The 14,180-nt window shown below is 43.4% G+C and carries 10 protein-coding genes; 2 read left to right on the top strand and 8 right to left on the bottom strand.

Going from position 1 to position 14,180, the window contains the following annotated elements:
- Positions 1-80: 80 nt before the first annotated feature.
- Positions 81-566, top strand: a complete 486-nt coding sequence (locus FTT83_RS01610; protein WP_180043493.1) for a PaaI family thioesterase — start codon at positions 81-83, stop codon at positions 564-566.
- Positions 567-617: 51 nt separating this feature from the next.
- On the opposite strand, the gene FTT83_RS01605 is transcribed toward FTT83_RS01610, so the two are convergent.
- On the bottom strand, positions 618-977 hold the full coding sequence (locus tag FTT83_RS01605) for a DNA transfer protein p32 (protein ID WP_086197247.1): 360 nt from the start codon (positions 975-977) through the stop codon (positions 618-620).
- Positions 978-1,362: 385 nt separating this feature from the next.
- Here FTT83_RS01605 and FTT83_RS01600 point away from each other — a divergent pair, with 385 nt between their 5' ends.
- Positions 1,363-2,229, top strand: a complete 867-nt coding sequence (locus tag FTT83_RS01600; protein WP_166168486.1) for an alpha/beta hydrolase — start codon at positions 1,363-1,365, stop codon at positions 2,227-2,229.
- Between the two features lie 158 nt (positions 2,230-2,387).
- Here FTT83_RS01600 and rpoC read toward each other — a convergent pair whose 3' ends face one another.
- The 7 genes from rpoC to nusG form a co-directional block, all read right to left on the bottom strand.
- Positions 2,388-6,578 carry a DNA-directed RNA polymerase subunit beta' gene (rpoC, locus tag FTT83_RS01595; protein WP_180042026.1) on the bottom strand — a complete coding sequence of 1,397 codons (4,191 nt, stop codon included), beginning with the start codon at positions 6,576-6,578 and terminating at the stop codon, positions 2,388-2,390.
- A gap of 147 nt (positions 6,579-6,725) precedes the next feature.
- The gene (rpoB, locus tag FTT83_RS01590) at positions 6,726-10,814 is read right to left on the bottom strand and encodes a DNA-directed RNA polymerase subunit beta (protein ID WP_086197250.1); all 4,089 of its coding nucleotides are present in this window, start codon (positions 10,812-10,814) and stop codon (positions 6,726-6,728) included.
- A gap of 304 nt (positions 10,815-11,118) precedes the next feature.
- Positions 11,119-11,487, bottom strand: coding sequence for a 50S ribosomal protein L7/L12 (rplL, locus tag FTT83_RS01585; protein ID WP_086197252.1), 369 nt, complete (start codon positions 11,485-11,487; stop codon positions 11,119-11,121).
- 48 nt (positions 11,488-11,535) lie between these two features.
- The gene (rplJ, locus tag FTT83_RS01580; protein ID WP_004813562.1) at positions 11,536-12,042 is read right to left on the bottom strand and encodes a 50S ribosomal protein L10; all 507 of its coding nucleotides are present in this window, start codon (positions 12,040-12,042) and stop codon (positions 11,536-11,538) included.
- A gap of 354 nt (positions 12,043-12,396) precedes the next feature.
- On the bottom strand, positions 12,397-13,092 hold the full coding sequence (rplA, locus tag FTT83_RS01575) for a 50S ribosomal protein L1 (protein ID WP_092820248.1): 696 nt from the start codon (positions 13,090-13,092) through the stop codon (positions 12,397-12,399).
- Positions 13,093-13,095: 3 nt separating this feature from the next.
- Positions 13,096-13,524, bottom strand: coding sequence for a 50S ribosomal protein L11 (gene rplK / locus FTT83_RS01570; protein ID WP_034587972.1), 429 nt, complete (start codon positions 13,522-13,524; stop codon positions 13,096-13,098).
- A 118-nt stretch (positions 13,525-13,642) separates the two neighbouring features.
- Positions 13,643-14,176, bottom strand: a complete 534-nt coding sequence (gene nusG / locus FTT83_RS01565; protein ID WP_086197255.1) for a transcription termination/antitermination protein NusG — start codon at positions 14,174-14,176, stop codon at positions 13,643-13,645.
- Positions 14,177-14,180: the final 4 nt, after the last annotated feature.

The following is a 14,180-nucleotide window of genomic DNA, read 5'->3' as shown; positions in this document are numbered from 1 at the left end:
AATCTGGGCAATCCGATCAATGCCAGCCTGATCATTGTGTTTTAGTATGTTCTGAAGCCGAAAAATAATAATTGACCCAAATGAGCCTTTTCAAAAAACTACAGACAATTCCTGCTATCTCTAAATTTTTATTAAATCGCTATGCACCTTACCGCGGTGCAGGGATTGAAATCGATAAGGTGGATCTGGCGAATTACCATATTCGCATCAAAATGCCTTTAACCCGTAAAAATCAAAATGTTGTCGGTGTACATTTTGGCGGCAGTTTATATGCAATGGTCGATCCTTTATATATGCTGATTTTGATGCATCATTTGGGTTCAAAATACATTGTGTGGGATAAATCTGCATCCATACAATTTCTCTCACCTGGTCGTGGTACGGTGTATGCCGATATTCGTCTCGATCCAACAGAAATTGACCAGATTAAGCGACTTGCTGAAAATCACGCCCCGGTATACCGAAACTATCATGTAAATATTTTTGATGAATCGGGCGTACGGATTGCCGAGGTAGAAAAAACCATCTATATCCGCCGAAAAAAACCAAAGGCCAGCCATAATTGACAAAAAAGCGCCTAATTAACAAGCGCTTTTTATCAAATTTTTTAAACTTCATTAACGTTTTTTCTCTTCAATGGCTGCACCTGCTCCACCACCAATGGCACCACCAATGGCAGCTCCGGCATTACCCCCAAAGATACTTTTACCCACCGCAGAACCAATAGCACCACCGACACCACTATAGGTCGCATTACGGTTAGAACCACCCTGGGTTTTACTGCCTACTGCTGCACCGGCACCACCACCGACAGCTGCACCGATACCGCCACCAACCTGATTCCCTACACCACCACCAACCGCACCACCAAGTGCAGCTGCGCCAATACGTTGCTCTCTTGGAGACATAGAATCACACCCTGCCAGCATAAAAGTCGACAGGGTTGCCATTGCCATCACGCTCATTAACTTTTTCATGAGATATGTCCTTTTGGCTATTTGTTACAGCATACGTCATGAGTGTGAAGTTAATATCCGCGTAATGTTACTTTTCCAAGTTTTAATGTTGAATGTTGTAATTTAATTTTAATTAAAATACCAAAAAATCGATTCGGCATGTGGAAGATCGATTGTTCGAAATCAGAAATCAGAAATCAGAAATCAGAAATCAGAAATCAGAAATCAGAAATCAGAAATCAGAAATCAGAAATCAGAAATCAGAAATCAGAAATCAGAAATCAGAAATCAGAAATCAGAAATCAGTTAAGTTAAAGTATTCCCATCGATACATAACTTTATAAGAAAAATTTTAAATAACACAGCGGCTTTATTTAATATTATTTAAATGGGAAGGATCACGAGAATGAAAAAACGCCTTTGCTTGATATTTACATTGTTCTGTTACAATTCATCGGCCTATCCGGATTCTTCTGATACAAGCTTAATGAATAAAACCAAAGTCCTGAAAAATATTGCTTATGGGCCTCATGCTCAACAGGTCATGGATATCTATTTCCCCACCAAAGCTTTCCCAGATAAAACGCTGACACCGTTAATTGTGATGGTACATGGAGGAGCCTGGACCACTGGAGATAAAAATAATGCGGCTGTAGTCAAAAACAAAGTGGCATATTGGACCAAACAAAACTGGGTATTTATTTCCCTCAATTATCGATTGGTTCCTGAGGTCAGCGTACAACAACAAACCCAAGATATTGCAGAAGCACTTATTTATATCCAGAAACAGGCTGCAAATTGGCATGCTGATCCTAAACGTTTGGTTCTGATGGGACATTCAGCAGGTGCACACTTAGTCAGCCTACTCACTACACGCCCCCTCTGGCTGACATCGCAGCCTCAGCCCTGGCGTGCTACAGTGGCTTTAGACAGTGCTGCCTATAATGTCGAAATTATTATGCAAACTCGACATGCACGGTTTTATGATCAAGCCTTTGGTAATCAGCCATCAAACTGGAAAGCACTTTCTCCTATATCTCAAGTACACCAAACTTTACCGGCATTTCTCGCTGTTTGTTCCACAATTCGGCCAGACCAACCCTGTATACAGGCACAGCAATTTATTCAGCAAGCACAAAAATCAGGAACCAAAACCCAGCTATTGCCTATTCCACTTTCACACAGAGAAATCAACCAGTCACTTGGGCAAAATAATACATATACCCAAGCGGTGAATTTATTTATACAAAGCCATTCCGCTACGGAGAAATGAGCTTATTTCAATCTTATTTAACCTAAAAATGATTTGAGCATACAAGATCTTATTTTTAAAAAACTTATTCCCTCTCTAAAATCCCCAATATGCTCTCAAAAACAGAGGCATAAAAAAAGACGCCCGAAGGCGTCTTTTTTGAGTCATTTAACGTCGAATTAGAATTCTTGGTTAAATGCTTGGCTTAATGCTTGGTCTACATCAGAGAAGTCATTAACCAGCGCATGTTCTGCAGCTTCTGCTTCTTGACGACGACGTTCCAAGTGGTACGCAAGACCAGTACCCGCTGGAATCAAGCGACCCACAACAACGTTTTCTTTCAAGCCACGTAGGTCATCTTCTTTACCTGTTACAGCCGCTTCAGTTAACACGCGTGTTGTTTCCTGGAACGATGCAGCAGAGATGAACGAGTCAGTAGAAAGCGATGCTTTGGTAATACCCATCAATTGACGTTCAAACTTCGCCGGGAACTTGTTCTGTGCAAGAACAGCTTGGTTCTCACTCATAACACGGATGTAATCCACTTGTTCGCCTTTGATGAAGCTTGTATCGCCACCGTCAGTAATGTCGACTTTACGCAACATTTGACGCACGATCACTTCGATGTGTTTATCGTTGATTTTTACACCTTGCAGACGGTATACGTCCTGAACTTCGTTCACGATGTAGTTGGTCAATGCCACTTCGCCTTTCAAGCGCAAGATGTCGTGTGGATTTTGCGGACCATCAGAAATGGTTTCACCACGGTTCACATGCTCGCCTTCGAACACGTTAATCGTACGCCACTTCGGAATAAGCTCTTCGTAAATCTCAGAGCCATCATCCGGAGTAATCACAAGACGGTTCTTGCCTTTAGTCTCTTTACCGAAGCTTACAACACCAGAAATTTCAGCAAGAATTGCATGCTCTTTCGGTTTACGTGCTTCGAACAAGTCAGCTACGCGTGGAAGACCACCGGTAATATCACGGGTACGTGAAGTTTCTTGTGGTACACGACCAATAACGTCACCGACACCAATCGTTTCGCCATCACGGACAGAAAGAATGGTATTTTGTGGCAAGAAGTAGAACTGTTCGCCACCATCAATGGTATCCAATACAACCGCTGGACGCAAATCTTTACCTGACGCAGGACGTGAAGTCACTGGCAAGATTTCGATTGTAGTCATACCTGTTGCATCATCAGTTTTCGATGTCACAGTTACGCCATCAGCAATTTGGCTGAAACGTACTTTACCGGCAACTTCTGTAACCAATGGATGTGTATGTGGATCCCAAGTCGCTACGATACCGCCTGCTTCTACAGCTTCACCATCTTTCAACAAGATAGATGCACCGTAAGGAAGTTTATAGCGTTCGCGTTCACGACCTAAATCATCCGCAATACCGATCTCACCTGAACGTGAAGTCGATACCAAATGACCTTTGGCATGTTGTACTGTTTTCACGTTGTGGAAACGTACTGTACCTTTGTTACGAACTTGTACGCTGTTTGCAGCAGAAGTTCGGCTCGCAGCACCACCGACGTGGAACGTACGCATGGTTAACTGTGTACCTGGCTCACCAATTGATTGAGCAGCCATTACACCTACCGATTCACCTGGGTTAACCAAGTGACCGCGAGCAAGGTCACGACCATAACACTTCGCACATACGCCAAATGTAGATTCACAGTTTACAACTGAACGTACTTTAACTTCATCGACACCTGCTTCTTCAAGGAAGGCAGCAATTTTTTCGTCAATTAAAGTATTACGTGGAAGAATCACTTCGTCAGAACCAGCACGTTTCACATCTTCAGCAACAACACGACCCAATACTCGAGCACCCAGATTCTCGATGACATCGCCACCTTGAATGAATGGCGTCATGACCAGACCGCCATAAGTACCACAATCCGGCTCGGTAATAACCAAATCCTGCGCTACGTCTACCAGACGACGAGTCAAGTAACCAGAGTTTGCTGTTTTAAGTGCTGTATCGGCCAAACCTTTACGCGCACCATGTGTTGAAATGAAGTACTGAAGTACTGTCAAACCTTCACGGAAGTTTGCTTTAATCGGGGTTTCAATGATCGAACCATCTGGTTTCGCCATCAAACCACGCATACCCGCCAACTGACGAATCTGAGCTGCCGAACCACGGGCACCCGAGTCAGACATCATGTAGATACTGTTGAATGATTTCTGTTTCTCATCTTCACCCTGTTTGTTCTTAACAGTCGTGAAAGACAAGTTGTCCATCATCGCTTTCGCTACCTGGTCATTGGTACGCGCCCAGATATCGACTACCTTGTTATAACGTTCACCGGCAGTTACGAAACCTTGTTCGAATTGTTGTTCGATTTCACGAACTTCAACTTCTGCTTTTTCGATGATCGAGTATTTCGCTGGTGGAATGAGCATGTCTTCCATACCAACAGATACACCAGAACGAGTCGCTTGACGGAAGCCCAGGTACATCAATTGGTCAGCAAAGATCACGGTATCTTTCAGACCCAATTTACGGTAGCAAGAGTTAATTAACTTGGAGATGTTCTTTTTCGTCATCTCAACGTTGATTTGCTGGAAGTCCATCCCTTCAGGAACAACTTCCCAAAGCAGACAGCGGCCTGGAGTCGTGTCAACAATAATGGTTTGCTGTTCACGGTTTCCATCTTCGTCAATCACAGTCTGGTGTACACGTGCTTTAACGCGAGCGTGTAAATCTACCTGACCTGTTGCAAGTGCACGGTTTACTTCATCAGTATCCGCGAACACCATGCCTTCACCTTTGGCATTGATTGCATCACGCGTGATGTAATACAAGCCCAAGACCACGTCCTGAGAAGGTACGATGATTGGCTCACCGTTGGCTGGTGACAAGATGTTGTTGGTCGACATCATTAACGCACGAGCTTCTAACTGAGCTTCAAGTGTTAATGGTACGTGTACCGCCATTTGGTCACCGTCGAAGTCGGCGTTAAATGCAGCACATACGAGTGGGTGTAGACGGATCGCTTTACCTTCAATCAGGGTTGGTTCAAATGCTTGAAGACCCAAACGGTGAAGTGTAGGCGCACGGTTCAACATCACTGGATGTTGACGGATCACGTGAGCAAGAACGTCCCAAACTTCTGGAGTTTCGCGCTCAACCATTTTCTTCGCAGCTTTAATGGTTGTTGCTTGGCCAGAAGCTTGCAGTTTTGCGAAAATGAATGGCTTGAATAATTCAAGTGCCATTTTCTTCGGAAGACCACATTGGTGCAAACGTAAAGTTGGACCTACAGTAATAACCGAACGACCAGAGTAATCGACACGCTTACCAAGTAAGTTTTGACGGAAACGACCTTGCTTACCTTTGATCATATCAGCCAAAGATTTAAGCGGACGTTTGTTCGAACCGGTAATTGCACGACCACGACGACCGTTATCAAGCAATGCATCTACAGACTCTTGCAGCATACGTTTTTCGTTACGTACGATAATGTCTGGAGCAGCAAGGTCAAGAAGACGTTTTAAACGGTTGTTACGGTTAATCACACGACGGTAAAGATCGTTCAAATCAGAAGTCGCGAAACGTCCACCTTCAAGCGGAACCAACGGACGAAGGTCTGGTGGAAGAACTGGCAATACAGTTAATACCATCCATTCTGGCTTGTTGTTTGACTCTTTGAACGCTTCCATCAACTTCAAGCGTTTAGACGCTTTTTTCAGCTTGGTTTCTGAAGTTGTGTTAGGAATTTCTTCGCGAAGACGTGAAATTTCAGCTTCAAGATCGATGTCTTTCAACAGGTCCTGAACAGCTTCTGCACCCATTTTTGCAGTGAATTCATCACCGTGCTCTTCTAACGCCGTGAAGTATTCTTCATCGTTCAGAAGTTGGTATTTCTCCATTGGAGTCATACCTGGGTCAGTGACCACGTAAGATTCGAAATACAATACGCGTTCGATGTCACGTAAAGTCATGTCTAGAAGAAGACCGATACGAGACGGTAATGATTTCAAGAACCAGATGTGCGCAACTGGAGAAGCCAATTCGATGTGACCCATACGCTCACGACGAACTTTCGCAGTTGTTACTTCAACGCCACATTTTTCACAAATGACGCCTTTGTATTTCATACGCTTGTATTTACCACACAAGCATTCGTAATCTTTTACCGGACCAAAGATTTTGGCACAGAACAAACCGTCACGTTCAGGTTTGAAGGTACGGTAGTTAATTGTCTCTGGCTTTTTAACTTCACCATGAGACCATGACTTAATCATTTCTGGTGACGCAAGACCAATACGGATGCGATCAAACTCTACTGGAGCATGACCATCAGAATCCGTCTTTTTGCGCATGATATCGAGCAAGTCTTTCAATTTTTTTCTCCGTGTGTTGTGGAGATTTTCACTTCACAACTGGGTCACAAATATTGTTTTTTAACTGAAATTTGGAATCTCCCCTAGCCCCTCTTTGATAAAGAGGGGAACTTTCCCCCTTTGAAAAAGGGGGTCAGGGGGATTTAATTAGTCACCATTTTTCAGTTCAATGTTGATACCTAAAGAACGGATCTCTTTGGTCAATACGTTGAACGATTCAGGCATACCTGGGTCCATGTAATGGTTACCATCTACAATGTTCTTATAGATACGAGTACGACCTTCAACGTCATCCGATTTCACAGTAAGCATTTCTTGGAGCGTATAAGCTGCACCGTATGCTTCCAGTGCCCAGACTTCCATCTCACCGAAACGCTGACCACCGAACTGGGCTTTACCACCCAATGGTTGTTGCGTTACTAGAGAGTAAGAACCTGTAGAACGCGCATGCATCTTGTCATCAACCAAGTGGTTCAGTTTCAGCATGTACATGTAACCTACAGTTACTGGACGGTCAAAACGTTCACCGGTACGGCCATCATACAATACCGTTTGACCCGTACGTGAAATGCCACCAAGTTCAAGTAATTCTTTGATTTGCGATTCTTCAGCACCATCGAATACAGGTGTTGCTAAAGGAACACCAGCACGCAAATTACCAGATAATGCCAAGATTTCATCATCAGTCAAGCTGTCAAGATCTTCTTGCTGACCGCCAACTTTGTTGTAAATCTTGTCTAAGAAGTCACGAAGCTCAAGTACAGTGCGTTGCTCTTTCAACATCTTGTCGATTTGATCACCAAGACCTTTCGCTGCCATACCCAAGTGAGTTTCCAGAATCTGCCCCACGTTCATACGTGATGGTACACCCAGCGGGTTAAGTACCACATCCACAGGAACACCGTTGGCATCGTGCGGCATGTCTTCTACAGGCAAGATGTTCGATACAACACCCTTGTTACCGTGACGACCGGCCATCTTATCACCCGGCTGGATGCGACGTTTAACTGCGAGGTAAACCTTAACCACTTTCAATACGCCAGTAGTCAGTTCATCACCCGTAGAAAGTTTGCGTTTTTTCTCTGCAAATTTCTCGTCAATCTCTTGGCTCTTCTCTTTCAAGAACACTTGGATTTGAGTTAAACGCTCAGCAATTGCTTCATCACTTGGCTGGATATCCAGTAAGTCAACAAGCTCTAAACCAGATAACAATTCTTCAGTCAGCTTGTCACCGCGTTTAGTGGTACCACCACCATTCGATTCTTGACCTTTCAACAGGCGAACAATACGTTCACGTGCTGCTTCTTCGAAGATTTTGAATTCTTCTTTCAAGTCTTTACGGTAAGCATCCAATTGAGCTTTTTCAATGGCTTGAGCACGTTCGTCTTTTTCAAGACCGTCACGTGTAAACACTTGAACGTCAATCACTGTACCTTTCACACCTGAAGACACACGTAAAGAAGAGTCTTTAACGTCAGCTGCTTTTTCACCGAAGATTGCACGAAGCAATTTTTCTTCAGGCGTCAACTGCGTTTCACCTTTCGGTGTTACTTTACCAACCAGGATGTCACCCGCTGTTACTTCAGCACCGATGTAAACAATACCTGACTCGTCCAGTTTAGACAGTGCAGCTTCGCCAACGTTAGGAATATCAGCAGTAATTTCTTCTGCACCTAACTTGGTATCACGTGCAACACATGACAATTCTTGAATATGAATCGACGTTAAACGGTCTTCTTGAAGAACACGCTCAGATAACAAGATCGAGTCTTCGTAGTTGTAACCGTTCCAGGTCATGAACGCTACGCGCATGTTTTGACCAAGCGCCAATTCACCGCCATCCGTAGATGGACCATCCGCAAGAACGTCACCACGACCAACTTTATCACCAAGTTTCACAAGAACTTTCTGGTTGATACAAGTGTTCTGGTTCGAACGTGTATATTTGATCAGGTTGTAAATATCTACACCTGCTTCACCTGCGATCATCTCTTCTTCGTTGACACGAATTACCACACGAGACGCGTCTACAAATTCAATACGACCACCACGTTTCGCAAGTACACATACACCTGAGTCGTGCGCTACGTTTGCTTCCATACCAGTACCAACAAGCGGCTTGTCGGCGATCAACGTAGGTACTGCCTGACGTTGCATGTTTGAACCCATCAATGCACGGTTCGCATCATCGTGTTCAAGGAATGGAATAAGTGATGCAGCAACAGATACAACCTGTTGAGCAGATACATCCATATGCGTCACTTTTTCAGGAGGCATACGTACGAAATCACCTTGGTGACGTACAGAAACGAATTCTTCAGTCAGGTTACCTTCTTTATCAATTGCAGAATCGGCCTGTGCAATGACAGTACCTACTTCTTCAATTGCAGAAAGATATTCAACGTCATCTGTTACACGACCATCTACAACTTTACGGTATGGAGTTTCCAGGAAACCGAAGTTATTACATTTCGCATAAACAGAAAGTGAGTTAATCAAACCAATGTTTGGACCCTCAGGAGTCTCAATTGGACACACACGACCATAGTGAGTTTGATGTACGTCACGTACTTCGAAGCCCGCACGTTCACGTGTCAAACCACCAGGCCCAAGCGCTGATACACGACGTTTGTGTGTAATTTCAGACAACGGGTTGTTTTGGTCCATGAACTGAGACAACTGACTTGAACCAAAGAATTCTTTGATTGCAGCAGCAACTGGTTTCGCATTGATTAAATCTTGCGGAGACAAGTTGTCAGTTTCAGCTTGGCTTAAACGTTCTTTAACAGCACGTTCAACACGAACAAGACCAACACGGAACTGGTTTTCTGTCATTTCACCAACAGAACGAACACGACGGTTACCTAAATGGTCAATATCGTCGACTTCACCTTTACCGTTACGAATTTCAACCAATGTTTTTAATACATCAGTGATGTCTTCGTTTGAAAGAATACCTTCAACTTCACGAGACTTCTGATCAGTACCGACTTCGTAAGGACGACCCAAACGACGGTTGAACTTCATACGACCGACCGGAGACAAGTCATAACGTTCAGAAGAGAAGAACAGGTTGTTGAACAGGTTCTCAGCAGCTTCTTTTGTTGGTGGCTCGCCTGGACGCATCACTTTGTAAATTTCTACCAGTGCTTCTTCACGACCAGTAGTTGTATCAGCACGTAAAGAGTCAGCAATGAATGAACCGCGATCGATATCATTCGTGAACAATACGTTAAATTGTTTTACGCCACCTTCAGCCAATTTCACCATGATCTCATGGCTCAATACCGTATTGGCTGCAATCACTTCACCGTCACGTAAAGCAACATCTTCAGCAACAATACGTTCGTACAAGTATTCATCCGGAACAGAAAGTTTTTCTAAACCAGCAGCTTCCATCTGACGTACGTGACGCGCATTGATACGTTTACCTTGCTCTACAATCACTTTACCGTCATTGTCAGCAATGTCGAATTGCGCCATTTCGCCACGAAGACGTTCTGGAACCAGGTCAATCTGGTAGCTACCCATGTCAAGATACACAGGTACTTTTTCGTAGAACATATCCAGGATTTGTTCGTTGCTATAACCCAAAGCACGAAGAACCACAGTCGCAAGCAATTTACGACGACGGTCAATACGAACATATACAAGGTCTTTAGCATCGAATTCGAAATCCAGCCATGAACCACGGTAAGGAATGATACGTGCAGAATAAAGAACTTTACCGCTAGAATGTGTTTTGCCTTTATCGTGGTCAAAGAACACGCCTGGTGAACGGTGTAATTGAGATACGATTACACGCTCAGTACCATTGATGACAAAAGTACCGTTTTCTGTCATGAGTGGCATTTCACCCATGTACACTTCTTGTTCACGTACGTCTTTAATTGATTTGGTTTCGCGATCTTTTAAGATCAAACGAATTTTTACACGCATTGGTGCTGCATAAGTTGAACCGCGTAAAATACATTCACGCACGTCAAACTCAGGCTTACCAAGACTATACTCAACAAATTCTAAAGCAGCATTGCCAGAATAACTTTCAATAGGAAAAACTGAACGAAATGCGGCTTGGAGACCGATATCTTCGCGGTTTTTTGGTGTTTTGCCATCTTGTAAGAATGTTCGGTACGAGTCGACCTGAATCGCGAGCAAGTACGGAGCATCCATGACGCTAGGCAATTTACCAAAATTCTTACGGATCCGTTTCTTTTCGGTATATGAGTATGCCATCTGGAGTCCTCGGAAAGTAAACTAAGTCCGCCTGCAGAACGGACCTAGAAGGAATTACACAGGCCGATATGGCCACCACTTTTTACAAATGCTGCAATTTTTAGTGGTATTAAAACGCTTAGCAATATTTTCAAATATAAAAAATATTGGTAAACGTTTGATATTATTGATTATTATAATAATTGATGCTTTTTTACACCAATCAAACAAAAATCGAGCCGATAATTGTAACGCAAAAAGGCTGATGACCCAAGAGCCATCAGCCAATTTTTGGGGTCAATTTAAAATTAGACCCCGATCGAAATTACTTAACAGTAACTGTAGCACCAGTTTCTTCAAGTTTTTTCTTAAGTTCTTCAGCTTCTTCTTTAGAAACGCCTTCTTTAAGAACTGAAGGAGCGCCTTCAACCATGTCTTTAGCTTCTTTCAAGCCAAGACCAGTGATTTCACGAACTGCTTTAATTACAGCTACTTTGTTAGCACCGAAAGAAGTCAACTCAACGTTGAATTCAGTTTGTTCTTCAACAGCAGCACCAGCAGCAGGACCAGCAGCAACAGCTACAGCAGCAGCAGATACGTTGAATTTTTCTTCAAAAGCAGAGATAAGTTCAACAAGTTCAAGAACAGTTTTTTCAGCAACTGCGTTTAAGATTTCTTCGTTAGTTAAAGCCATGAGAATAACTCCAAATGGGGATTGAATGGTGTGAAAGTAAATTTAAGCTTATGCAGCTTCTGACTCGTTTTTCTCTTTGAGCGCAGTAATAAGGCGACCCAATTTCGAAATAGGAGCTTGAAGAACGTTTGCAAGCATAGTAAGCGCTTTTTCTTGGTTTGGAAGGTTTGCGATAACGCTAACTTCAGCACCTTGATAAACTTTGCCATCAAAGGCAGCAGCTTTAAGTTCAAATGCTTTGTTCGTTTTAGCAAATTCTTCAAACAAGCGAGCAGCTGCGCCCATGTCGTCTTCAGAAGTTGAGAAAGCTAAGATTGTTGGGCCAACAAGGTTGTCATTCAAGATATTGAATTGAGTATCTTGAAGAGCACGTTTAGCCAAAGTGTTACGCACGATACGTGTGTGAACACCTAGTTTACGAGCTTCAACACGAAGAGCAGTTAATTGCTCAACAGTTAAACCTTGGTAGTCAGCAACAACAGCAGCAAATGCAGTAGAAGCAACTTCAGCTACTTCAGCTACGATCTGTTTTTTGCCTTCGATAAGAAGAGCCATTGTAAAACCTCCTAACGGTGATTTATGCACTTACAAAGAAGTACACTCCCAATTCGTAAGGCCATCACTGGACTTACACGCGGAGGATGAACAAATCACACCACCGCGTCTACTCGGACTGGACTTTTAAGAAGTGAGTTCCAAAGAACTCCCCTCGCCCGAGGTCTTTGACGCTGACAAATTTACATTTATCAATTCAAAGTTTGCCTGAGGGGCGATCAGCAAAGTATCGCTTTGCCGACACGCAAGACAAGAAGCTACGCTTCGAGTGAAGCCTATTTCTTATCTTGCGTAAAAATCAAAGCAGCGCTTTGATTTTTACTCAGGGCTTTAAAATTCTTTTCTAAGTCAAACTTAGTTAGTTACGTTTGCTACATCAATAGTAAGACCAGGACCCATAGTTGAGCTTAAAGTGATCTTTTTAATGTAAACACCTTTAGAAGTAGCAGGTTTTGCTTTCTTAAGGTCAGCTACAAGAGCTTCAACGTTTTGACGAACAGCAGCAGCTTCAAAGCCAACTTGACCGATCGCAGCGTGGATGATACCCGCTTTGTCTACACGGTAACGTGCTTGACCAGCTTTAGCGTTTTTAACCGCGCCAGCTACGTCAGGAGTTACTGTACCCACTTTAGGGTTTGGCATTAAGCCACGTGGACCAAGAATCGTACCAAGTTTACCTACAACGCGCATTGCATCTGGAGCAGCAATTACAACGTCAAAGTCAAGGTTACCCGCTTGGATGCTTTCAGCAAGGTCATCAAAACCAACGATGTCTGCGCCTTCAGCTTTAGCAGCTTCAGCAGCAGCGCCTTGAGCAAACACAGCAACACGTACAGTTTTACCTGTACCTGCAGGAAGTGTAGTCGCGCCACGAACAACCTGGTCAGATTTACGAGGGTCAACACCCAGGTTTACTGATACATCCAAAGATTCTTTGAATTTAGCAGCAGGAAGGCTAGTTAAAACTTGTACCGCTTCTTCCAAAGTGTAAACTTTGTTTGCTTCTACAGCAGCAGCAATGGCTTTTTGACGTTTAGTTAACTTTGCCATGTCTTATAGCTCCACTTCCAAGCCCATAGAACGCGCAGAACCAGCAATGGTACGTACACGTGCGTCTAAATCAGCACCAGTTAAATCTGGTTCTTTAGTAGTCGCAATTTCTTCTAACTGAGCGCGAGTCAACTTACCAACTTTAGTTTTGTTCGGTACAGCTGAACCCTTTTGAATACCAGCAGCTTTCTTAAGAAGAATAGCAGCAGGTGGAGTTTTCATGATGAATGTGAACGACTTGTCGTTGTACACAGTAATCACTACAGGAATTGGAAGACCTGGTTCAACTTTTTGTGTTGCAGCATTGAATTCTTTACAGAATGCCATGATGTTAACACCACGTTGACCTAGTGCAGGACCAATCGGTGGAGATGGATTCGCTTTACCAGCTGGAACTTGCAGCTTGATATAGCCGTCAATCTTCTTAGCCATTTCAAATTACCTCTGGGTACAAACGCCGCTAGGCTCCCCAACATTATTCACGTAACAAAACTGTTACAACAACAATGCCCGATCCATAACAAATCGGGCGTTTTCAATCCAGCTTAAATCAGTTCGCTTTTTCGACTTGACGAAATTCGAGCTCAACCTGAGTTGGACGATTGAATACATTGATTGTCAACGTTAAACGTGACTTCTCGTAAAGAACTTCTTCCACCACACCTTTAAAGTCTGTGAATGGACCATCAATAACAAGTAATTCTTCGCCTGGCTCAAACATCGTCTTAGGACGAGGCGCTTCACCAGTATTGCGTACACGTGCAAGAATCGCATCAGCTTCTTTTTGCGTAATTGGTGCAGGTTTCTCTGCTGTACCACCAATGAAACCCAATACTTTTGGACACTCTTTAACAATGTGCCAGGTATCATCATTCATTTCCATTTCGACCAATACATAGCCAGGAAAGAATTTACGCTCTGATTTACGCTTCTTGCCATCCTTCATCTCTACCACTTCTTCGGTAGGAACCAGGACTTCACCAAAGCTATCGGCTACAGCGCTACGCTGGATTCGATCATTAAGTGAACGCATCACTTGTTTTTCATAACCTGAATAGGCATGAATAATGTACCAACGTTTCATAGCT

Source organism: Acinetobacter sp. YH01018 (genome assembly GCF_013420295.1).
Taxonomy (GTDB): domain Bacteria; phylum Pseudomonadota; class Gammaproteobacteria; order Pseudomonadales; family Moraxellaceae; genus Acinetobacter.
The sequence above is the reverse complement of the archived record's forward strand: the minus strand, read 5'-3'. Positions and strand labels throughout refer to the sequence as shown.

Bases quoted from the DNA above. Each gene is read 5' to 3' on its own strand.
- FTT83_RS01610 (WP_180043493.1), top strand. From the start codon at position 81: ATGAGCCTTTTCAAAAAACTACAGACAATTCCTGCTATCTCTAAATTT.
- FTT83_RS01605 (WP_086197247.1), bottom strand. From the start codon at position 977: ATGAAAAAGTTAATGAGCGTGATGGCAATGGCAACCCTGTCGACTTTT.
- FTT83_RS01600 (WP_166168486.1), top strand. From the start codon at position 1,363: ATGAAAAAACGCCTTTGCTTGATATTTACATTGTTCTGTTACAATTCA.
- rpoB (WP_086197250.1), bottom strand. From the start codon at position 10,814: ATGGCATACTCATATACCGAAAAGAAACGGATCCGTAAGAATTTTGGT.
- rplL (WP_086197252.1), bottom strand. From the start codon at position 11,487: ATGGCTTTAACTAACGAAGAAATCTTAAACGCAGTTGCTGAAAAAACT.
- rplJ (WP_004813562.1), bottom strand. From the start codon at position 12,042: ATGGCTCTTCTTATCGAAGGCAAAAAACAGATCGTAGCTGAAGTAGCT.
- rplA (WP_092820248.1), bottom strand. From the start codon at position 13,092: ATGGCAAAGTTAACTAAACGTCAAAAAGCCATTGCTGCTGCTGTAGAA.
- rplK (WP_034587972.1), bottom strand. From the start codon at position 13,524: ATGGCTAAGAAGATTGACGGCTATATCAAGCTGCAAGTTCCAGCTGGT.
- nusG (WP_086197255.1), bottom strand. From the start codon at position 14,176: ATGAAACGTTGGTACATTATTCATGCCTATTCAGGTTATGAAAAACAA.